Below are 20,182 nucleotides of genomic sequence, written 5' to 3'. Positions count from 1 at the left end.
GCTGGCCGTGCCCAAGGCCGCCGCCGCGAACAGCTGTTGGAGCGCGGCAAGCTTCATGGCACGGGTCGACCCGATCGCAGCGCCTCCGCCTTGGCGGCCTCGGTCATCAGCACCTCGAGAGCCGGGATGTCGGTGTCCCACTCGATCAGCGCCGGTACCTGCTCGAAACGCTGCAAGGCCTGCCGGTACAACGCCCAGACCCCATCCTGCACGGCACGGCCATGGATATCGAAGAGGAAGCTGCCCTCCTCTTCATGGCCGGCGAGATGCAGCTCCTTCACCCTCTCGGCGGGCAGGGCATCGAGATAGGCCAGGGGGTCGAAGTCGTGATTGAAGGCATTGACAAACACATTATTCACATCCAGCAGCAGGAAACAATCGGCCCTCCTGGCCAGCTCGCTCAGAAACTCCCATTCGAGGTAGTCGCTTCCGGCGAAGCGTACATAGGGCGAGAGATTCTCGATCAGGATCTGACGCCCCAGCACGTCCTGCACGCGCTGAATTCGCTCTGCCACGTGCTCCAACGCCTCCTCGGTGTAAGGAAGTGGAGCGAGTTCATGGAAATAGCGGCCTCCCTGGGACACCCAGGCCAGATGATCCGACACGAAGCTGGGCTCGACCCGATCCACCAATGCATTCAAGCGCTTGAGATAGGCCTGATTGAGCGGATCCACCGAACCGAACGAGAGACCCACCCCATGCAGGGTGATCGGATAGCGCTCGCGGATGCGCGTGAGGTGATGCAGGGGCAATCCACCCCCGAGGTAGTTGTCGGAGAGGGCTTCGAACCATGGAATGGCCGGCCAGCTGCTGAGGATGTCGGCGTAGTGGGGCGGACGCAGGCCTAGGCCCACGCCCTGGATGTTGGAATCAGCCACAACACCAGCCCCCCGAATCACCGCAGGCTCACGACTTCTTCAGCGTTCCTCCCACGATCTTGTTGCAGGTGCCTTGGGGAACGTAGACCCACTCTTCGGGGGCACCGGACACCGTGGCCTTGCCGGCGCAGGAGTGCTTGCTGGTGCCGCAGTCGTTCATGCCGGCCAGGGCTTCGGAGCTGGTTGCTGCCACCAGACCGAGGGCCAGAAGGCCGGTGATGGCGGTGTTAACCACTGCGCGGGGTGTCTGAGGAGTGTTCATCGGATTGGGGATAGAAAACGGAGGATCACGCGGGGCCGACGGAGCGGAACGCTCGCCGGTCAAAGGGATACCGCTGAGTCCGTCGATTGGATGTCAGGTCTCCCCAAGCCAGTGATCTGTAACGGCGTCTCCATTCCATCTCATGTCTCCAGCAGCATCTTCGCCAGATTCGGCAGGCCTGCCCCCTGGTGATACGGGTCGCGCTTGAGGTCGGTGCAGTGCTCCAGCAGGATCCGCTTCACCCGGTCGGGATAGCCGATGAACTCGGTACGTACCGACAGGAAGGCGGCCAGCAGGCCGGAGATATGCGGTGCCGCCATGCTGGTGCCGGACAGGGCGATGTAAAGATCTTCGAGGCTCTTGCCCTTGTCGCGCTCTGGGGTGCGCTTGGGGTCGCTGCTGCTGCGGCAGGAGAGGATCCGCTCCCCCGGACCCACCACGTCGGGCTTCAGGCGGCCATCGGCGGTCGGGCCCCGCGAGGAGAAGTAAGAGGTGCCGTAGCGGTGTGGCAGGGTGGGATGCACCGAGCCCACGGCGATCGCCTCGTCCAGGTTGGCGGGATCGCCGATGGAGAGATCAAAGGAGCGGGTGGCATTGAATCCGTCCACCACAATGTCGCCGCTGCCCTCGTTTCCCGCTGCCAGCACCCCCTGGCGCACCAGTCGCAGCAACGAGGCGCACAGCGGTGAATCGCCGCAACCGAAGCTGGCCGGATCGAACGGTCCCCCCAGGCTCAGGTTCACCCCCTGGATCGTCAGGCGCCGTCCGTCCTGGTTCTGTTTCCAGATGTGGTCGATCGCCTTGATGATCCAGGCGTCGTAGCCACTGCCGTTGTCGGCCAGCACCTTGTAACTGACGATCCGGGCCCGGGGCGCCATCGCCAGCATGTCGGGGCCGTCGTCACCACCCAACGCCTGCAATCCGCCGGCGATCACGCCGGCCACATGGGTGCCGTGGCCATTGGCATCGTTGCCGCTGCCAGACTGAACCGGGCCCCTGGTGGTGCAATCCCAGTCGGCGGCGATCGTTCCTTTCGGCGCGAAGTTGGCGTTGTGGAAATGGGGATGGCGGCTGTCGATGCCCGTGTCCAGCACCGCCCAGGTGATCCCCTGGCCGCAGGCGTTGTAGCCCAGCTGGGCTGTTCGGGCCTGCACCGTGTGGATGGAATCGTGCATCAGCGCTTTCTTCCTGCTGTTGCAGAACATCCGATACACCGCTGGCGTGGCGGCGCCGTATTGCTCGCCCATGGCACCCGCCAGGGTTTCCACCTCGGTGCGGGTCAGGTTCACCGCCACGTAGCGATCGAGTTGGTCCTCCAGAAACACCGTCTCAGCGGTGATCGGCTCCTTGAGCACGTTGGTGCGGATCCAGCGCAGCACCGTGTCGCGGGCGTCCTGCAATGAATCGCCCTCCTCGCCCGCCGCCGTGGAGCGGTCCACCAGTTCGATCAGCACCGGCTGCCGCGCGCTGGCCTCCACATCCAGCGCATCGGCCAGACTGCGGGCCACCGTCATCGGACTCACCGGCTGGAAACGGGAGCGATCCACCGCCGCCATCACCGTTTCCTGGGTGGCGTGGCGCGAGAGATAGCGGCTGGCGGAATGGGCCTTGCTGGGCGGCCACACCACCCCTTCCACCCGTTCATCAACGATGGGCGGTTTGCCGGTGGCGCTGTACTCGTCGGCCAGGGTCTGGTCCAGGCAGACGATGTCGCCGTCCTGGGCGATGTTGACCCAGCGCTTGACGCCGGGCGGGATCGGAAGCTTTTTGCCGTGCCACTTGTGCAGAACGTCGGTCACCTGGGGCAGCCCCAGGGGCGAGCCGATGGTGACGTACAGATCCACCTCAAGGGCGGTGCCCAACTCCATCAACGCCTGGTAAGTGACCATGCTCCCCTGGCTGTGGCCGATCACCACGAACGGCCCGCCGCCGGTGCTGATCCGATCCTTCACCGTCTGCACCATCCGCTCACGCTTCTTCTTGTTGAACAGGAAGTCGTTCACATCCGCCAGGAACGCCTTGGTGAACATCGCCGTCACCGGACTCCACAGCCCCTTGGCTTCCACCGAAAGCGCCGCCGGCCCCCCCATCGGTGCACCCCGATGGGCCGCCGTCTGGGCGGCCGCGTCCAGCTGCGCCGTCAGCGCGTCCACGAACGCCTGCGACTCTTCCGGCGAATCGCTGTCCTGGATCGAGGCGGCCAGCAGCACCTCCGCCTCCGGCTGCAGCGTCGCCCGGTCGTCACCGATCGCCCGGGTGGAGAAGCCCGCTGTCTCGGGATAGCGCTCCCGATCGACCCAGTAGGCCATGCGGGTGCGCTCCCCCTGGTCGGCGCCGAACAGGGCCCGGTCCCACTCCGAGCGCAGTACCCCCTCGGGGGGCATGTTGGAGATGCCGTGGCAGTAGATCACCGTGCGGGACTGACCCCGCGCGATCGGGGCGCTGGCGCTGCCGGCGGTGGCGGCTTTCTTCGGGGCGGTCATGGTGGCGCGGAGAAGAAGGGAACCCACTCCCGCCCTAGCCAGCCCAGCCGCCGCTGGACCCTGGCGCGCCGCCGGTGTCATCGTTCTTCAGCTAGGTCCCGCCATGACCCTGTTGCTCGCCTTCCTGGCCCTGATCCTGTTAGTGGATCTGGTGGTGGTCGTGGTGCTGCTGCCTTCTCTGCTGATTCGCGGCCTGCTGGCGCCCTTGTTTCCCGGTGTGGTCTTCTGCGGCGGCCGGGGGCGGCAGAAGCGGCTCGCTCTCACCATCGACGACGGCCCCAGCGGCCCCGGTTCGGAGGCCCTGCTGGCCCTGCTGCGGGAGCTGGAGGTGCCGGCCACCTTCTTTCTGATTGGTTCCCACCTGCAGCGCGACCACCGTTTCCCGCGCCGGGCCCTGCAGCAGGGCCACGACCTCGGCAACCACCTCTGGCGCGACGAACGCTCCGCCGCCCTGGCGCCGGCCGCCTTCAAGAAGCAGCTCAGCGACACCGAACGGGCGATCGGCCGGGGCGCCGCCCCAGACCAACTTCAGTGGCGCTGGTTCCGCCCCGGTGGCGGCTGGTTCCACCGGGCCATGCTCGGCTGGCTGTCGGACCGCTCCTATCGCCTGGTGCTGGGCTCGATCTTCCCCTGGGACACCCTGCGACCGCCCCTCTGGTTCGTGCGCCTGTTCGTGCGCCTCAATGCCCACCCCGGCGGCATCCTGGTGCTGCACGACACCCCGGCCCTCAGCAGCCGCACCCTGGAAACCCTGCGCCAGATCGTTCCTGAGCTGCGTCAGCGCGGCTACCGCTTCGTTCCGCTGCAGGAGCTGCTCGATCCGTCTCCCTGAGTGGGGCCTACGATCCGGGACGTCCGCCCCCTGGGGAATGCGCTTCAGCAGCCTGCTCACCCGGATCGGCGCCGTGCAGGACGGCAGCCCCCGGCACCTGGCAGGGGATCCAGAGATCTCGGGCGCCGAAGCGCTGGATCGCGCCGGCCCCGGCCAGCTGGCCTTCCTCGAGCCCGGCAACGCTCTGGCGGCGGCCCTTTCCGCCAGCGGTGCCGCCGCCCTGCTGCTGCCCCTCGACGGGGAGCTGCAGCAGCTGGCCAGCGAGCGTGGCCTGGCCTGGGTGGCGCTCGCCAATCCGCGTCTCGGCTTCGCTGAGGCCCTCACCGCCCTGCATCCGGCCACCCCGAAGCCCCCGGGGATCCACCCGAGCGCCGTGGTCGACCCCAGCGCTGCTGTGGCTGCCGAGGTGCATGTGGGTGCCCACGTGGTGGTCGGTACCGATTGCGTTGTGGCAAGCGGCTGCGTGCTCCATCCCGGGGTCGTCCTTTATGAGGATGTGCAGCTCGGCGAAGGCTGCGAAATCCATGCCCAGGCGGTGCTCCACCCCGGCAGCCGCCTCGGGGCGGGGTGCGTGGTGCAGTCGCAGGCGGTGATCGGCGCCGAGGGCTTCGGTTTCGTGCCCACCGCTTCGGGGTGGGTGAAGATGCCCCAGACCGGCCAGGTGGTGCTCGAGGACGGCGTCGAGGTGGGCTGCGGCTCCACCATCGATCGTCCCTCCGTGGGAGAGACCCGCATCGGCGCCGGCACCAAGATTGACAACCTCGTTCATGTCGGCCATGGCGTCATCACGGGCCAGGGCTGTGCCCTGGCCGCCCAGGTGGGCATCGCCGGCGGTGCCGTGCTCGGCAACGGTGTGATCCTCGCCGGCCAGGTGGGCGTGGCCAACCGGGCCGTGATCGGCGACCGGGCCATCGCCTCCTCCAAGTCCGGCATCCACGGCGAGATCGCCGCCGGCGAGGTGGTCAGCGGCTACCCCGCCATCCCCAACCGCCTCTGGCTGCGCTGCTCCGCCGTCTTCAACAAGCTGCCCGACATGGCCCGTACCCTGCGGCAGTTGCAGAAGTAGCCTCGCCTCCTGAGCGGCCCCCCTCGCGATGACCAGTTACAGGATCACCCTGCTCGCGGGGGACGGCATCGGTCCGGAGATCACCGCAGTGGCCCGCACCCTGCTGGAGGTGGTGAGCGGCCGCCACGGCTTCAGCCTCACGTTCGATCCCCAGCCCGTCGGCGGCGCCGCCATTGACGCCACCGGTGAGCCCCTGCCGGCGAGCACCCTGGCCGCCTGCCGGGCCGCCGATGCGGTGCTGCTCGCCGCCATCGGTGCCCCCCGCTTCGATGCCCTGCCGCGGGAGCAGCGCCCTGAGAGCGGCCTGCTGGCCCTGCGCTCGGGCCTGGGGCTGTTCGCCAACCTGCGGCCCGTGAAGATCATCCCGGCCCTGGCCGGTGCCAGCAGCCTGCGGCCCGAGGTGATCGAAGGGGTGGATCTGCTGGTGGTGCGCGAACTCATCGGCGGCATCTACTTCGGCACCCCCAAGGGGCGCATCGCGGTGGATGGCGGCGTGCGGGCCTTCAACACCATGGTCTACACCGACCACGAAGTGGACCGGATCGCCCGGGTGGGCTTCCGTCTGGCGGCGGGCCGCCGCGGACGGCTCTGTTCGGTCGACAAGGCCAACGTGCTCGATGTGAGCCAGCTGTGGCGTGACCGGGTGGAGGCCATCCACGCCGAGTTCCCCGCGGTCGCGCTCAGCCACATGTACGTCGACAACGCCGCCATGCAGCTGGTGCGCAACCCCCGTCAGTTCGACGTGCTGCTCACCGGCAACCTCTTCGGCGACATCCTCTCGGATGAGGCCGCCATGCTCACCGGCTCGATCGGCATGCTGCCGTCGGCCTCCCTCGGCTCTGAGGGCCCCGGCCTGTTCGAGCCGGTACACGGCTCCGCCCCCGACATCGCCGGCCAGGACCTGGCCAACCCGATCGCCATGGTGCTGTCGGCCGCCATGCTGCTGCGGGTGGGCCTGCAGCAGGAGGCCGCCGCCGCCGACCTCGAGACCGCCGTCGACCGAGTCCTGGCCGCCGGTTACCGCACCGGCGACCTGCTGATGGGCGAAGGCTGCACCCGGGTGGGCTGTCAGGCCATGGGCGAACAGCTGCTGGCGGCCCTGGCCGCCTGAAGTCCCCTGCCAGGTAACGGCTGTGGGGGGTACGGACCGGCGACCTGCCAAACTCACACCCTCTGAACCCCCCTGAGTCGATGTCGAAGCGTCACCCGGTCGTGGCAGTCACCGGTTCCTCGGGAGCGGGGACCAGCACCGTCAAACGGGCCTTCGAGCACATCTTCTCCCGCGAGGGCATCGTCCCGGCGGTCGTGGAAGGCGACAGCTTCCACCGCTTCGAGCGCGGCCCGATGAAGCAGGCGATGGCCGAAGCCCAGTCCCGCGGGGAGAACTTCTCCCACTTCGGCCCCGAGGCCAACATCTTCGACAAGCTCGAAGAGCTGTTCCGCACCTACAGCCAGACCGGCAGCGGCGACCGCCGTTACTACCTCCACTCGGTGGAGGAGGCGGCAGAGCACAACGCTCGCCTGGGCACCAGCCTGGAGCCCGGCCAATTCACTCCCTGGGAATCCATCCCCTCCGACACCCACCTTCTTTTCTATGAAGGCCTCCACGGCGGCGTGGTGGGCGAAGGTTACGACGTGGCCTCGATGGTGGATCTGCTGATCGGTGTGGTGCCGATCGCCAACCTGGAGTGGATCCAGAAGATCTCCCGCGACAACGCCGAGCGCGGCTACTCGGCCGAAGCGATCGTCGACACGATCCTGCGTCGCATGCCCGACTACATCAACCACATCTGCCCCCAGTTCAGCCTCACTGACATCAACTTCCAGCGGGTGCCCACGGTGGACACCTCCAACCCGTTCATTTGCCGCAACATCCCCACTCCTGACGAGAGCTTCGTCATCATTCACTTCCGCAAGGGTGCCCGGGAGAAGTGGGGCATCGACTTCTCCTACCTGCTGAGCATGATCCACGACTCCTTCATGTCGAGCCCCACCAGCATTGTGGTGAACGGCGGCAAGATGGGCTTCGCGATGGAGATCATCCTCACTCCGATCATCCACAAGATGATCGAGGAGCAGAAGAAACTCGGCTGAAGATCAACCTCTTGATCTTCCTTTCGGCCCTAAGATCGCCGGAAAGGAATCGGTGAATCCCATCACCGCCCAGCCCCCCACCATCACCTCCTCCGGATCCGGCAGTCCCTCCTTCCAGATCCGTGGCGGGGAGTCCTCGGCGACAGCGTCCCTGGGCTCCCTGCGCTTCGATCGCATCAACAGCGCTGAGCTCCTGCGCCACGCCCGCCGGGTCTATTTCCGCTTCCTGGAGTCCTGCCCCACGGCGCCTGAGCCACTGGGCGTGGTCCTTCTCGGCGCCGGTCCCCAGGGACGGGTGGTGTTCGAAGCGCCGATCCTCCTGCCGGATGAGCAGTTCGTGCCGTTGGACTTGCTGCGTCCCCGCTCTGCCCGTGGCCGCAGCGCCCGAGGGGGGGGCAGCCGCCCGCTGCCATGACCCCAGCCCCGTCCCTGTCTTCGGCTCTGCCACTCTTCCTGCTGGCCCCCGTCGTGGCCCTGGCCGGCGCCTGCATCGGCAGTTTCCTGAACGTGGTGGTCTGGCGGCTGCCGCGGGAGGAATCGCTGGTGTTCCCCGGCAGCCACTGCCCCCGCTGCGGTGCCTCGCTGGCCTGGTTCGAGAACCTGCCGCTGCTCAGCTGGCTGCTGCTGCGCGGCCGCTGCCGCCACTGCCAGGCGGCCATCGCCGTCCGCTATCCCCTGGTGGAGTTGCTCACCGCCGGCCTCTGGGTGGCGATGCTCTTCGCCCGCCCCGCGGCGATGGGCCCCGATCCCAGCCCCTGGCTGCTGCTGGCGGCGGGTTGGCTGCTGGCCAGCTGGCTGCTGCCCCTGGCCCTGATCGACCTCGACAGCCTCTGGCTGCCGGAACCCCTCTGCCGCTGGGGGGTGCTGCTCGGCCTGGCGCTCACCGCCGCCGTCGGCTTCCAGCAGGGGGCCGTGGTCGGACGCACCCTGCTGTTCTCCCACCTGCTGGCTGTGGCCGTCGGTCTGCTCGGCTTCGAGGCCCTCAGCGCCCTGGCCGAGAAGGCGATGGGCCGGCCGGCCCTGGGCCTGGGGGACGCCAAGCTCGCGGCCCTGATGGGGGCCTGGCTCGGACCGCTGGGCCTGGGCCTGGCCGTCAGCCTGTCTGTGCTCGGTGGCGCCATCATCGGCGGCCTGGCCCGCCTCACCGGTCGGCTCGGCCGCCAGCAGCCCTTCCCCTTCGGCCCCTTTCTCGCCGCCGGTGCCCTGGCCGTCTGGATCGGCGGCCACGCCCCCTGGCTGCGCTTGTGGGGTCTGGGTCTTTAATGACTGATCTGCCGTCACCCTTGCTTCCGTCGCCCCATGTCTCTGTTCGACTGGTTCGCCGATCGCCGCAAGAACGCCCCGGCCGTGCGGGCCAGCAAGGGGCCTGAAGCCGACGAGGGGGATGGCCTCTGGAGCAAGTGCGCCGAATGCGGCCTGGTGGTCTATCGCAAGGATCTGATCGCCAACGCCAGCGTCTGCAAGGGCTGCGGCCACCATCACCGCATCGATAGCAGCGAGCGCATCCGCCTGATCGCCGATGAGGGCAGCTTCGAGCCCATCGATGCCGATCTGGCCCCCACCGATCCCCTCGCCTTCAAGGACCGGCGCAGCTATGCCGACCGGCTGCGGGACACCCAGCGGGCCACGGGCCTGCGCGATGCGGTGGTCACCGGCCTCTGCCGGCTGGAAGGTATGCCCCTGGCCCTGGGGGTGATGGATTTCCGTTTCATGGGCGGCTCCATGGGCTCGGTGGTGGGCGAGAAGCTCACCCGCCTGGTGGAACTGGCCACAGCCCGCCGCTACCCGTTGCTGATCGTCTGCGCCTCCGGCGGCGCCCGCATGCAGGAGGGGATGCTGAGCCTGATGCAGATGGCCAAGGTGTCCGGCGCCTTGCAGCGCCACCGCAGCGCCGAGCTGCTCTACCTGCCCCTGCTCACCCATCCCACCACTGGTGGGGTCACGGCCAGCTTCGCCATGCTGGGCGATCTGATTCTGGCTGAGCCCAAGGCCATGATCGCCTTCGCCGGCAGGCGCGTGATCGAGCAGACCCTGGGCGAAAAGCTGCCCGACGGTTTCCAGACCGCCGAGTACCTCCAGGACCACGGCTTCGTGGACACGATCGTGCCCCGGCCCCAGCTGCGCGTCACCCTGGCCACCCTGCTGCGCCTGCACGGCAGCGTGCGGCTGGCCCTGCCCGTCGCACCGTGAGGGGCGCCATGAAAAGCGGCGCAGGCCGGCTGTTCGCTGCCCTGCTGGTGCTCGGCCTCTGGTTCGCCGCTCCCGCTGCCGTCTGGGCCGGTCCGGTCGACTGGCAGGAGGTGGAGGCCAGCCCTGAGGGCCGCCAGTGGTGGGACTCCGGCAGCCTGCGCTTCGATCGCGAGGGTCGCCTCTCGGTGCTCAGCCGCTTCCAGCCCGCCGCCGCCCCCGATGCGGCCGAGGACGATCGCGCCCCTGTCGGGCAGCTGTATGTGATGCAGCTCGACTGCGATGAGGAGCTCTACCGCGACACGTCGGTCAACGGCCTGCCCCGCTGGGGCGCCACCTGGGAAGCCGCCGCCGGCGACAACCTCACAATCCGGGTCTTGCACGCCGCCTGCGCGGCCGCCCGCCTGTCCCAGGAGAGCGATGCGACGGCCTGACGCTCCCCTGCGGGTTGCCGTCGCTGGCCTTGGCTTCGGCGAGAAAGTGATCCTGCCGGCCCTGCGCGATTGCCCGGGCACCGACCCGGTGGCCCTCTGGCATCCACGCCCTGAGCGGGCCGCCGCCGCCGGAGAGGCGGCGGAACTGCCCGCTTTTGACGATTTCGCCGCCCTGCTGGCCGATCCGGCCGTGGAGGCGGTGGTGATCGCCACCCCCCCTGAGCCCCGTTTCGCCCTGGCCAGGGCGGCCCTGGAGGCCGGCAAGCACCTGCTGCTGGAGAAGCCGGTGGCGCTGAACGCCGAGCAGGTGGAGGAGCTGCAGCGCCTCGCCATCGAACGGGGCCTGGGGGTGGCGGTGGACTTCGAGTACCGGGCCGTGCCCCATGTCCAGCAGCTGGCGGCCCTGGTCGCCCAGGGGGTGCTGGGGGATCTTTGGCTGGTGAAATTTGACTGGCTGATGAGCAGTCGCGCCGATCCGCGCCGCCCCCACACCTGGTACTCCCAGGCGGCCGCCGGCGGCGGCGTGCTCGGTGCCCTCGGTACCCATGCCTTCGACACCCTGCACTGGCTGGTCGGCCCCAGTCGCGGCCTCAGGGCCCGGCTGAGCACCGCCATCGGCGAGCGGCCCCTCCCCGGCTCCAGCGTCATGGCAACGGTGGATGCCGAGGACAGCGCCCTGATCCAGCTCGACCTCGAAGACCATCGGGGCCGGGCCGTCCCCGCCCAGCTGACCCTCTCCTCGGTGGCTCGGGCGGGACGGGGCTACTGGATCGAGCTCTACGGCAGCGAGGCCACCCTGGTGCTGGGCTCCAGCAACCAGGCTGACTACGTGCACGGCATGCAGCTGTGGATGGCCCGGCCGGGTGAGGCCCTGAGGCCCATCCAGGCCGATCCGACCCTCGCCTATGGCCGCACCTGGGAGGACGGCCGCATCGCCCCGGTGCGACGGCTGCTGGGCTGGTGGTCGCAGGCGGTGCGGGAGCGCCGGCCGATGCTGCCGGGGCTCGCCGAGGCGGTGACCAGCCAGCGCTGCTGCGACTGGGCTCGCCTGGGCACAGGAGGCCCGTAGGGCATCCCCTAGACTCCCCGTCAGACCCGGCGGGAGGATCCCGCCAGCCGTCCTTCGACCACGGTTCTCCCCAACCGTACCCACCCAAAACCGCGAGATTTCCCATGGCGCTCGTACCGCTTCGTCTGCTGCTCGATCACGCCGCAGAAAACGGCTACGGCATTCCTGCCTTCAACGTCAATAACCTGGAGCAGGTGCAGTCGATCATGGAGGCTGCCTATGAAACCGACAGCCCGGTGATCCTGCAGGCCTCCCGTGGCGCCCGTCAGTACGCCGGCGAAAGTTTCCTGCGCCACCTGATCCTGGCCGCGGTGGAAACCTATCCCGACATCCCGGTGGTGATGCACCAGGACCACGGCAACAGCCCTGCCACCTGCTACGGCGCCGCCGCCAACGGTTTCACCTCGGTGATGATGGACGGCTCCCTTGAGGCCGACGCCAAGACCCCCGCCAGCTACGACTACAACGTGGCCGTCACCAAGGAAGTGGTGGATGTGGCCCACGCCATCGGCGTGAGTGTGGAAGGCGAACTGGGTTGCCTGGGTTCTTTGGAAACCGGCAAGGGTGAAGCCGAGGACGGCCATGGTTTCGAGGGCTCCCTCGACCATTCCCAGCTGCTCACCGACCCCGCCGAGGCGGCCGACTTCGTCGCCAAGACCAAGGTCGACGCCCTGGCCATCGCCATCGGCACCAGCCATGGCGCCTACAAGTTCACCCGCAAGCCCACCGGTGAGGTGCTGGCCATCTCCCGGATCGCTGAGATCCACAAGGCCATCCCCAACACCCACCTGGTGATGCACGGTTCCAGCTCTGTTCCCCAGGAATGGCTGGACATGATCAACAAGTACGGCGGTGCCATCCCCGAGACCTACGGCGTTCCCGTCGAAGAGATCCAGGAAGGCATCCGCAATGGCGTCCGCAAGGTCAACATCGACACCGACAACCGCCTCGCCTTCACCGCCGCCGTGCGGGAAGCCGCCGCCAAGGATCCCGCCAACTTCGATCCCCGCCACTTCAACAAGCCCGCCCGGGCCTACATGAAGAAGGTCTGCCTCGACCGTTACCAGCAGTTCTGGTGCGCCGGCAACGCCAGCAAGATCAAGCAGCGCGACATCAACTACTACGCCGCCCTCTACGCCAAGGGCGCCCTGGATCCCAAGACCGCCGTGGCCGCCTGAACAGCGTCCATCCAGTGATCCTCCGGGGGGCCTTGGGCCCCCTTTTTCATGGCGCTCAAGGCAGTGGCAGCGGCACCGGTGTTCCTGCGGGCAGGGGCAGGGGTGGGCTGGCGCTGCCCGCCTCCTTGCCGCTGGTCTCCTCGTCCACCAGCCGCTCCAAGGCCCGGCGCAGGCTGCGCTCCATCACGAAGCGCCTGCCGTCGGTGACCACCACCCGCACCAGGGTGGGCAGATCGTTGCTCTTCGACTGCAGGTAGATCGGCTCCACGTAGAGCAGGCCTTCGCCCACCGGCAGCACCAGCAAATTGCCGCGGAACAGGCGCGAGCCGAGCCGGTTCCAGAGGCCGAACTGGAAGCTGATCGTCGGGTCCTGATCGATCAAGGCCGTGACCTGCTGGGGGCCGAGCAGCAGCCGCTGCTGGGGGAAGCGCACCAGCATCAGCTCCCCGTAGTGGGGCGGATCGTTGCGGGCCGCCAGCCAGCCCACCAGGTTGGAGCGCTTCAGCGGGGTGAAGGGCAGCAGCAGCACGAACTCGGAGCGCTGCTCGCCGGGCAGTTGCAGGGTCAGGTGATAGGGCGACACCGGCATGCTGCTTTCGCCGTAGATCTCGTTAGGCACCGCCCAGACGTCGTCACCGTTGTAGAAGGTGCGCACGTCGGTGACGTGATATCTCAGCAGCCGTTCCGCCTGGATGTCGAACTGGCTCTTGGGCACCCGGATGTGGGCCAGCAGCCCCGGAGGCATGGCCGCGAGGGGCCGGAACAGTTCCGGAAAGGCGCGCACCCAGGTGCGCAGCACCGGATCTCTGGCGTCGTTCACGTAAAGCCAGAGCCGGCCGTCGTGGGCATCCACTACCGCCTTCACCGGATTGCGGAAGTAGCGCAGGCCCTGGGGATTGGGATCGCTGTAGGGGTAGGAGCGGCTGGTGGTGAAGCCATCCAGGAGCCAGTACTGGTATTGCTCCGGCCGGTAGCCCTTGCTGCCGGCCACCCGGGCCGTGACCAGGTAGGGCTGGCTTTCGAAGCGCAGGAACGGCGCCAGGGCCGTCAGGCGCTGGTTCACCTGCCGCCGCAGCAACAGCAGCGACCGGTCGGTGAAGGAGCCGGTGAACAGCAGCCGTGGTTCCCGCAGATAGACCGAGGCGGCAAGCCGCTGCAGTGGATGGGCGAGGGAGATGCCAATCGTGCCGTTGTAGTGGGTGTAGACGTTGAGTTCGCCTTCCGGATAGGAGAACTCCTTCACCTTGGTGGGCGCAATGGCGTAAGGGGAGGGGCCGGAGGCGAAGTAGAGGCTCGGGCTGCCCACCGGCAGGGCCGCCTGGGCTTCCTGGTCGGTGACGCCCAGCTCCGGAAGGCCCTGCACCCGGCCGCTGCTGCCCAGGTCCTTGACGAAGAACAGGGGCAGGCCGTCAGCGCCGAAGGCATTCACCGGCGAAACAGTGAAGCCGTGGCCGTTGGTGAACACCAGATGGCGGTTCAGCCAGGTGCGCGAGCCGGGGGGAAGGGCGCTGCTGTCCAGCTCCCGGGCCGAGATCAGCACCTGCTGGGAGCCGTCGCGGGCGGTCTTGCCCTGGAGCGGATAGCGATCGACATCCGCCGAAGGAAAGTAGTAGAAGAGGCGCAACTGCTGCAGCTGCCGGTTCGCGGCCAGCAGGGGCTGGCTGTCCCAGAGGCGGATGTTGTCGAGGGTGCCGGGGGCCTTGGCCAGATCCGCGGCCGTGAGCCCCTGGCGGGGTTCGAGCCGCAGGTTGCGCACGTGCTCCAGGCCGAAGGCGCGGCGGGTGGCTTTGATGCTGCGCTCCAGGTAGGGGGCCTCCACCACCAGCTCCCTCGGCTGCACCCAGAAGCGCTGGGCCAGGGGCGACAGCACCCACTCACTGATGGGCACCAGCAGGGCCGTGCCGGCCAGGGGCAGCAGGGCGCCGCGCCGCAGCCAGCCCCGGGGCAGGGGCACCAGCAGGGCGAAGGCCGTCAGCAGCAGCAGCACGGCGAACAGCAGCCGCAGCGGCAGCCGCACATGCAGATCCACGAAGCCCGCCCCCGAGGCCACGCCGCTGCCCTGCACCATCAGATCGAAGGGCGCCAGGGCGTTGCTCAGGGCCAACACGACTGCCAGCGCCGCCACCTGGGGCTGCAGCACCCGCTGCTGGGCCTTGCTGAGGCCATCGAAGCGCAGATCCGACAGGATGCGGCTCTTGCCCATGGTGAGCAGCAGGCAGGCCGCCAGCCCCACCAGCCCCTGGGCAAGGATCACGCTGAGCACCAGCCGCAGGGCCGGCAGGCGCAGCACGGTGAAGGACAGATCAAGACCGGTGAGGGGATCGCCTTCGCCGAAGGGCGTCGCCAGCAGGGCCGGCAGCCAAAGGCTCCAGCCCCGCGCCACCGCCGTGGCCGAGCCCGCCAGGGAGGCCGCCAGGGTGATGCGCAGGGTGGTGAGGGGCCAGAGCAGCAGCGGCAGCAACAGCCCCCCCGCCAGGCCCGCCACCAGCAGGGGCGGCAGATCCCGGAGCACGGAGAAGCCGGTGATCACATCGCCGTTGAAGGGGTTCGCGATCAGTCCCCGGGCCTGCACCATCAGGTAGCTCAGGCCTCCCGCCAGCAGCAGCACCAGGCCGATCAGCACCACCACCAGGGCGCCGTTCCCCAGCCGTAGTAGGGGTTCGCTGGGCCGGGGAGCCTCGGCGTTCTGCTTCCGCAGACGCCAGCAGCGCTGCAGCTGGGCCAGCTGCAGCGCCGAGCCCAGACCGAAGACCAACCCGAAGGCCGAGATCTGCAACATCCAGCGCCGCACCAGGATTCCCTGGAAATCGAACTGGGCGAACCAGAGCCATTCGATGCCCAGCCGGGCCGCCGCCCACAGGGCGAGCAGCAGCCCGAAGGCGATGGCGAGGCCGACGGCAAGCCGTGGCCCCAGGCGGGCCGGCTGGGGGGAGGAATCGGGCACAAGCGGAGCGTAGGCAGAACCCTGCGGGCGACAAGGTGCCGGCTCCAGGCCAGCGACTGCCACCGCCTCGGTCACCGCATTACGACGGCAGACTCATTACCCGATCCCAGAGATCGGCTTTAAAGGCAGGCGCCGGCCACCGCTGTTAGCTTTCTGAAAAGTGTCCGGGATCGCTTTGACCGCCACCCTTTCCCGCTCCACCTTCACGGGCCTGCGCTGCAAGGAATGCGGTCATCCCTATGAGGCCGGAGCTCGCCATGTCTGTGAAGACGTCTGCTTCGGCCCCCTTGAGGTGGTCTACGACTACGACGCCATCCGCAGCCGGGTCAGCCGCGCCACGATTGAGGCTGGCCCCACCTCCATCTGGCGGTACCGGGAATTTCTGCCCGTCGAAGGCGACCCCATCGACGTGGGCACCGGCTTCACCCCCCTGCTCAAGGCCGATCGCCTGGCCAGGCGCCTCGGCCTCTCCTCGCTCTACATCAAGAACGACGGCGTCAACATGCCGACGCTGTCCTTCAAGGACCGCGTCGTCTCGGTGGCCCTCACCCGCGCCCGTGAGCTGGGCTTCACCACCGTCAGCTGCGCCTCCACCGGCAACCTGGCCAACTCCACCGCCGCCATCGCCGCCCACGCCGGCCTGGAGTGCTGCGTCTTCATCCCCAGCGATCTCGAACTGGGCAAGGTGCTGGGCACCCTCGTCTACAACCCCACCCTGATGGCGGTGAAGGGCAATTACGACCAGGTCAACCGGCTCTGCTCCGAGGTGGCCAACACCTACGGCTGGGGTTTCGTCAACATCAACCTGCGCCCCTACTACTCCGAAGGCTCCAAGACCCTCGGCTACGAGGTGATTGAGCAGCTCGGCTGGCAGCTTCCCGACCACATCGTCGCTCCGCTGGCCTCCGGCTCCCTGTTCACCAAGATCCGCAAGGGCTTCGACGAGTTCATCAAGGTGGGCCTCGTCGACGAGAAGCCGGTGCGCTTCAGCGGCGCCCAGGCCGAGGGCTGCTCCCCGATCGCCCAGGCCTTCGCCGCCGGCCGCGACTTCATCACCCCGGTGAAGCCGAACACCATCGCCAAGTCGATCGCCATCGGCAACCCCGCCGACGGCCCCTACGCCATCGACATCGCCAACCGCACCGGTGGCACCATCGCGGCGGTCAGCGATGAGGAGATCATCGACGGCATCAAGCTGCTGGCCGAGATGGAGGGCGTGTTCACCGAAACCGCCGGTGGCACCACCATCGCCGTGCTCAAGAAGCTGGTGGAACAGGGCAAGATCGACCCCTCGGAAACCACCGTCGCCTACATCACCGGCAACGGACTCAAGACCACCGAAGCGATCGCTTCCTGCATCGGCGCCCCCTACACCATCGAGCCCCAGCTGGCCAGTTTCAATGCCGCCTGGGCGCAGTCCCAGGCCTCCCACGGCAGCAAGGCCACGCCGGCCTGAGCTGCCCCCTTCCATCGTTTCCAGTCCCACCGACGTTCTCCATGGCCATCCAGGTTCTGATCCCCACCCCTCTGCAGAAATTCACCAACGACGAGGCCAGCGTCAGCCTCGAGGCCGCCAGCATCGACGGCCTGCTCCAGGCTCTGGAAGGTCGTTATCCCGGCATCCAGGCCCGCCTGTGTGATGAGAACGGCAAGCTGCGTCGCTTCCTCAATCTCTACGTGAACAGCGAGGACATTCGCTTCCTGGACAACCAGGCCACCGTCCTCAGCGATGGGGATGAGGTGAGCATCGTGCCGGCGGTCGCAGGCGGCTGAGTCCGGATGGCCTCACAGCGCCCGCCGCCGCGGGTTCGGCGGTGCCGCCGTGGATTCCATAGGCTTTTCCACCCATCCGCTTTCCTCCCATGGAACCGATCCAGGCCCCCAGCCCCACGGTTCCTGCCGAAAGCAACGGCGCTGTCCACGACTGGCTGTCGGCCGGCCTCTATTACGACTACCGCCAGGCCGCCAATCCGGTGCGGCCTGGGCTGACCGAGCCGATCCGCTATCACCAGTGGGGCGCTGAGCTCCATGGCCAGGGGCCCACGGCGGTGTTGCCCCTCGATCTCAGCGGCGCCCTGGGTTGCGACGGGCCCGCCACCAGCCCGGGCCTGGCGGCCCACTTCCTGCGCCTGCTGCCGGGTGAGGGGCTCAAGGCGGCGGCGGCCGCCACCAGCTCTCTGTTTTACGTGCTGCGCGGCGCCGGCCGGCTGGAGCGCCCGGGTGACGCCCTCGGCCCAGCGCTCAGTCTCAGCTGGGCCGAGGGTGATCTGTTCGTGCTGCCCGCCGGTGCCGACCCCCTCCTTCACGCCACAGAGGAGAGCGTTCTGTACTGGGTGCATGACGCCCCCCTGCTGCGCTACCTGGGGGTGCGGCCCGCCAGCCCCCGCTTCAGTGCCATCCATTACCCGGCCGCCCGCCAGGAGGAGGCCCTGCAGCAGCTGTTGGCCGACCCCAGCGCCGCCCGCTCCAACCGGCTGAGCATCCTGCTGGCCCACGCCGATCTGCCCGCCACCCGCACCGTGACCCATACCCTCTGGGCGATGCTCGGTGTGGTGCCCGATGGCGCCATTCAGCCGCCGCACCGGCATCAGTCGGTGGCCCTCGACCTGATCATCGACTGCGACCCTGGCTGCTACAGCCTGGTGGGCAGTGAGCTTGGCGCCGATGGTGCCATCCTCAACCCCACCCGGATCGATTGGGAGCCGGGGGGAGCTTTCATCACCCCTCCGGGCCACTGGCATGCCCACGGCAACGAGAGCGGCCGGATGGCACGGCTGCTGCCGATTCAGGACGCCGGCCTACACACCCACCTGCGCAGCCTCGACATCCGCTTTGCCTCCGGCCTGGGCGGCGAGGGCTGAGCCGCCAGAGGCCTCGTGGGCGTCCACCAAGGCGCGGAAGCTGTCGCCATCGATGGTTTCCATCTCGATCAGCCGGTTGACCAGCTCATCGAGCAGCTCGCGGCGGGGCGTCAGCACCGCCACAGCCCTTTCCAGGGCCTCGTTGGCCAGCTGGCGCACCTGCTCGTCGATGCGATTGCCAGTGCGTACGGAGGTGTGGGGACTGGAGCGGATCCAGTCGCGGCCTAAAAACACCTCCTCCCCCTCTTCCTCGAGGGCGAAGTGGCCGAGGCTGGAGAAGCCGTAGCGCATCACCATGTCGCGGCAGATGCGCCGCACCAGTTGCAGGTCGCTGCTGGCCCCCTGGGTCACCTCGCTGGGGCCGAACACCACCAGTTCGGCGGCACGGCCGCCGAGGGCCACCACCAGCCGGGCCCGCAGGTAGGCCTTGCTGATCAGGCCGGAATCGAGGATGTCTTCATCGGGCATGGTGCGGGCGAAACCGCCCACGCCACCGGCCCGGGGCAACAGCGTCACCTTGTCGAGCTTGTCGGCTGGGGGGACCAGAGTGGTCAGCAGGGCGTGGCCGATCTCGTGATAGGCGATCAGCCGCTTCTTGGCGCTGTCCTGCAGCGGGGCGGCGGTCAGCCCCATGGTGATGCGTTCGAGGGCGTCACCGATGGCCTCGTCGTCCACCTGGCTCTTCTGGCGCCGGGCCGTGAGGATGGCCGCCTCGTTGAGCAGGTTGGCCAGGTCGGCACCGGAGAAACCGGGGGTGCGGCGCGCCCAGTCGGCCAGGGACACCTCTTCGGCCAGGGGCCGGGTGCGGGCGTGAACCGAGAGGATCTCTTCGCGACCCGAGCGGTCCGGCAGGTCGACGCTGATGCGGCGATCGAAACGGCCGGGACGCAGCAGGGCCGTATCCAGCACATCGAGGCGGTTGGTGGCGGCCAGCAGGATCACCCCCGAGTTGTCCTCGAAGCCATCCATCTCGGTCAGCAGCTGGTTGAGGGTCTGCTCCCGTTCGTCGTTGCCGCCGCCGATCCCCGCCCCCCGCTGGCGTCCCACGGCATCGATCTCGTCGATGAAAATGATGCAAGGGGCCTTGGCCTTCGCCTGACGGAACAGATCGCGTACCCGGCTGGCACCCACGCCCACGAACATCTCGACGAACTCGGTGGCGGCCATGGAGAAGAAGGGCACACCGGCTTCACCGGCGATGGCCCGGGCCAGCAGCGTCTTGCCGGTGCCGGGGGGGCCGACCAGCAGCACCCCTTTGGGGATGCGGGCGCCGATGGCGGTGAACCGTTCCGGGGTCTTGAGGAAGGTCACCACCTCCTGCAGTTCCTCCTTGGCCTCAGCGATGCCGGCCACGTCCTCGAAGCGCGTCGTGATCGCCCCTTCCTCCTGCAGACGGGGCTGGCTGCGGCCGAATCCCATCGCCTTGTTGGCCACCTGGGCGGAGCGCCGCACCAGCAGCACCAGGCCGGCGATCAGCAGCACCACCAGCAGGCCGTTGGTGACCAGCCCGGCCATGGCGTCATCGCGCCGCTCATCCCGCACCGCCAGGGGCACCCTGGCCTGTTCGGCGGTGCGCAACAGCTGCTGGTTGTCGCTGAAGACCGCCACCTGGCGGCTGCGGCCGTCGGCGAAGGTGGCGGTCACCACCCGCTGGGCGGGGGAGAGCTCCAGGCTCTTCACCTTGCCGGCTTCAATGTCCCGCAACAGCTGGCTGTAGGAGGGTGCCGCGGAGGACTGGCCCCCCAGGCTGAAACCCGGTTGGACCGGCGGGGCTGGTTTGGCCGGCTCCGGAGGAGAACTGCTGCTCACAGGCCTGGCGTCCTTGACAGGAGTTGACTGTAGCGATTTGACGAAAGGCGAGTCGGCGACGCAGGATCAACGTTTGGCAACGAGA

The 20,182-nt window shown here is 68.4% G+C and carries 18 protein-coding genes; 13 read left to right on the top strand and 5 right to left on the bottom strand.

Going from position 1 to position 20,182, the window contains the following annotated elements:
* Positions 1–53: 53 nt before the first annotated feature.
* The 3 genes from KBZ33_RS08485 to KBZ33_RS08475 all read right to left on the bottom strand — a co-directional run bounded on the left by KBZ33_RS08485 (position 54) and on the right by KBZ33_RS08475 (position 3,623).
* Positions 54–878, bottom strand: coding sequence for a DUF692 domain-containing protein (locus KBZ33_RS08485; RefSeq protein WP_254952163.1), 825 nt, complete (start codon positions 876–878; stop codon positions 54–56).
* Positions 879–906: 28 nt separating this feature from the next.
* On the bottom strand, positions 907–1,140 hold the full coding sequence (locus KBZ33_RS08480) for a DUF2282 domain-containing protein (protein WP_254952164.1): 234 nt from the start codon (positions 1,138–1,140) through the stop codon (positions 907–909).
* 140 nt (positions 1,141–1,280) lie between these two features.
* On the bottom strand, positions 1,281–3,623 hold the full coding sequence (locus KBZ33_RS08475; RefSeq protein ID WP_254952166.1) for a S8 family peptidase: 2,343 nt from the start codon (positions 3,621–3,623) through the stop codon (positions 1,281–1,283).
* 103 nt (positions 3,624–3,726) lie between these two features.
* On the opposite strand from KBZ33_RS08475, the gene KBZ33_RS08470 reads away from it, so the two are divergent.
* From KBZ33_RS08470 to fba, 10 genes are all read left to right on the top strand, one after another.
* The gene (locus KBZ33_RS08470; protein ID WP_254952167.1) at positions 3,727–4,455 is read left to right on the top strand and encodes a polysaccharide deacetylase family protein; all 729 of its coding nucleotides are present in this window, start codon (positions 3,727–3,729) and stop codon (positions 4,453–4,455) included.
* A 37-nt stretch (positions 4,456–4,492) separates the two neighbouring features.
* Entirely contained in the window at positions 4,493–5,521 is a 1,029-nt protein-coding gene (gene lpxD, locus KBZ33_RS08465; RefSeq protein WP_254952169.1) for a UDP-3-O-(3-hydroxymyristoyl)glucosamine N-acyltransferase, read from the top strand.
* A gap of 28 nt (positions 5,522–5,549) precedes the next feature.
* Positions 5,550–6,632 carry a 3-isopropylmalate dehydrogenase gene (leuB, locus tag KBZ33_RS08460; RefSeq protein WP_254952170.1) on the top strand — a complete coding sequence of 361 codons (1,083 nt, stop codon included), beginning with the start codon at positions 5,550–5,552 and terminating at the stop codon, positions 6,630–6,632.
* Between the two features lie 80 nt (positions 6,633–6,712).
* On the top strand, positions 6,713–7,615 hold the full coding sequence (locus KBZ33_RS08455) for a phosphoribulokinase (RefSeq protein ID WP_254952171.1): 903 nt from the start codon (positions 6,713–6,715) through the stop codon (positions 7,613–7,615).
* Between the two features lie 52 nt (positions 7,616–7,667).
* Positions 7,668–8,030, top strand: a complete 363-nt coding sequence (locus tag KBZ33_RS08450) for a transposase (protein ID WP_254952172.1) — start codon at positions 7,668–7,670, stop codon at positions 8,028–8,030.
* Complete coding sequence (locus KBZ33_RS08445) at positions 8,027–8,878, top strand: A24 family peptidase (RefSeq protein ID WP_254952173.1); 852 nt, start codon at positions 8,027–8,029, stop codon at positions 8,876–8,878. Before KBZ33_RS08450 ends, KBZ33_RS08445 begins: the two co-directional genes overlap by 4 nt.
* Before the next feature lie 36 nt (positions 8,879–8,914).
* Positions 8,915–9,805: an acetyl-CoA carboxylase, carboxyltransferase subunit beta gene (accD, locus tag KBZ33_RS08440; protein WP_254952175.1), complete on the top strand. Its 891-nt coding sequence runs from the start codon at positions 8,915–8,917 to the stop codon at positions 9,803–9,805.
* A gap of 8 nt (positions 9,806–9,813) precedes the next feature.
* The gene (locus KBZ33_RS08435) at positions 9,814–10,236 is read left to right on the top strand and encodes a hypothetical protein (RefSeq protein ID WP_254952177.1); all 423 of its coding nucleotides are present in this window, start codon (positions 9,814–9,816) and stop codon (positions 10,234–10,236) included.
* On the top strand, positions 10,223–11,305 hold the full coding sequence (locus tag KBZ33_RS08430; RefSeq protein WP_254952178.1) for a Gfo/Idh/MocA family protein: 1,083 nt from the start codon (positions 10,223–10,225) through the stop codon (positions 11,303–11,305). Before KBZ33_RS08435 ends, KBZ33_RS08430 begins: the two co-directional genes overlap by 14 nt.
* Before the next feature lie 104 nt (positions 11,306–11,409).
* A complete protein-coding gene (gene fba, locus KBZ33_RS08425) occupies positions 11,410–12,483 on the top strand; it encodes a class II fructose-bisphosphate aldolase (RefSeq protein WP_216908898.1) in 1,074 nt (357 codons plus the stop codon).
* Positions 12,484–12,538: 55 nt separating this feature from the next.
* Here the strand turns inward: fba and KBZ33_RS08420 are convergent, their stop codons facing one another.
* The gene (locus KBZ33_RS08420) at positions 12,539–15,427 is read right to left on the bottom strand and encodes a UPF0182 family protein (protein WP_254952179.1); all 2,889 of its coding nucleotides are present in this window, start codon (positions 15,425–15,427) and stop codon (positions 12,539–12,541) included.
* A 175-nt stretch (positions 15,428–15,602) separates the two neighbouring features.
* Between KBZ33_RS08420 and thrC the strand changes: the two genes are divergently transcribed.
* The 3 genes from thrC (at position 15,603) to KBZ33_RS08405 (ending at position 18,288) form a co-directional block, all read left to right on the top strand.
* On the top strand, positions 15,603–16,883 hold the full coding sequence (thrC, locus tag KBZ33_RS08415) for a threonine synthase (RefSeq protein WP_254952181.1): 1,281 nt from the start codon (positions 15,603–15,605) through the stop codon (positions 16,881–16,883).
* Positions 16,884–16,924: 41 nt separating this feature from the next.
* Entirely contained in the window at positions 16,925–17,200 is a 276-nt protein-coding gene (locus tag KBZ33_RS08410) for a MoaD/ThiS family protein (RefSeq protein WP_254943450.1), read from the top strand.
* Positions 17,201–17,289: 89 nt separating this feature from the next.
* Positions 17,290–18,288 carry a cupin gene (locus tag KBZ33_RS08405; protein WP_254952183.1) on the top strand — a complete coding sequence of 333 codons (999 nt, stop codon included), beginning with the start codon at positions 17,290–17,292 and terminating at the stop codon, positions 18,286–18,288.
* On the opposite strand, the gene ftsH is transcribed toward KBZ33_RS08405, so the two are convergent.
* Positions 18,226–20,097, bottom strand: coding sequence for an ATP-dependent zinc metalloprotease FtsH (gene ftsH, locus KBZ33_RS08400; protein WP_396108206.1), 1,872 nt, complete (start codon positions 20,095–20,097; stop codon positions 18,226–18,228). The genes KBZ33_RS08405 and ftsH overlap by 63 nt on opposite strands.
* Between the last annotated feature and the right edge of the window lie 85 nt (positions 20,098–20,182).

It is taken from the genome of Cyanobium sp. Cruz-8D1 (assembly GCF_024345975.1).
Classification (GTDB): Bacteria; Cyanobacteriota; Cyanobacteriia; order PCC-6307; family Cyanobiaceae; genus Cyanobium.
Note: the sequence above shows the minus strand (reverse complement) of the source record. Positions and strands in the feature narration are given on the sequence as shown.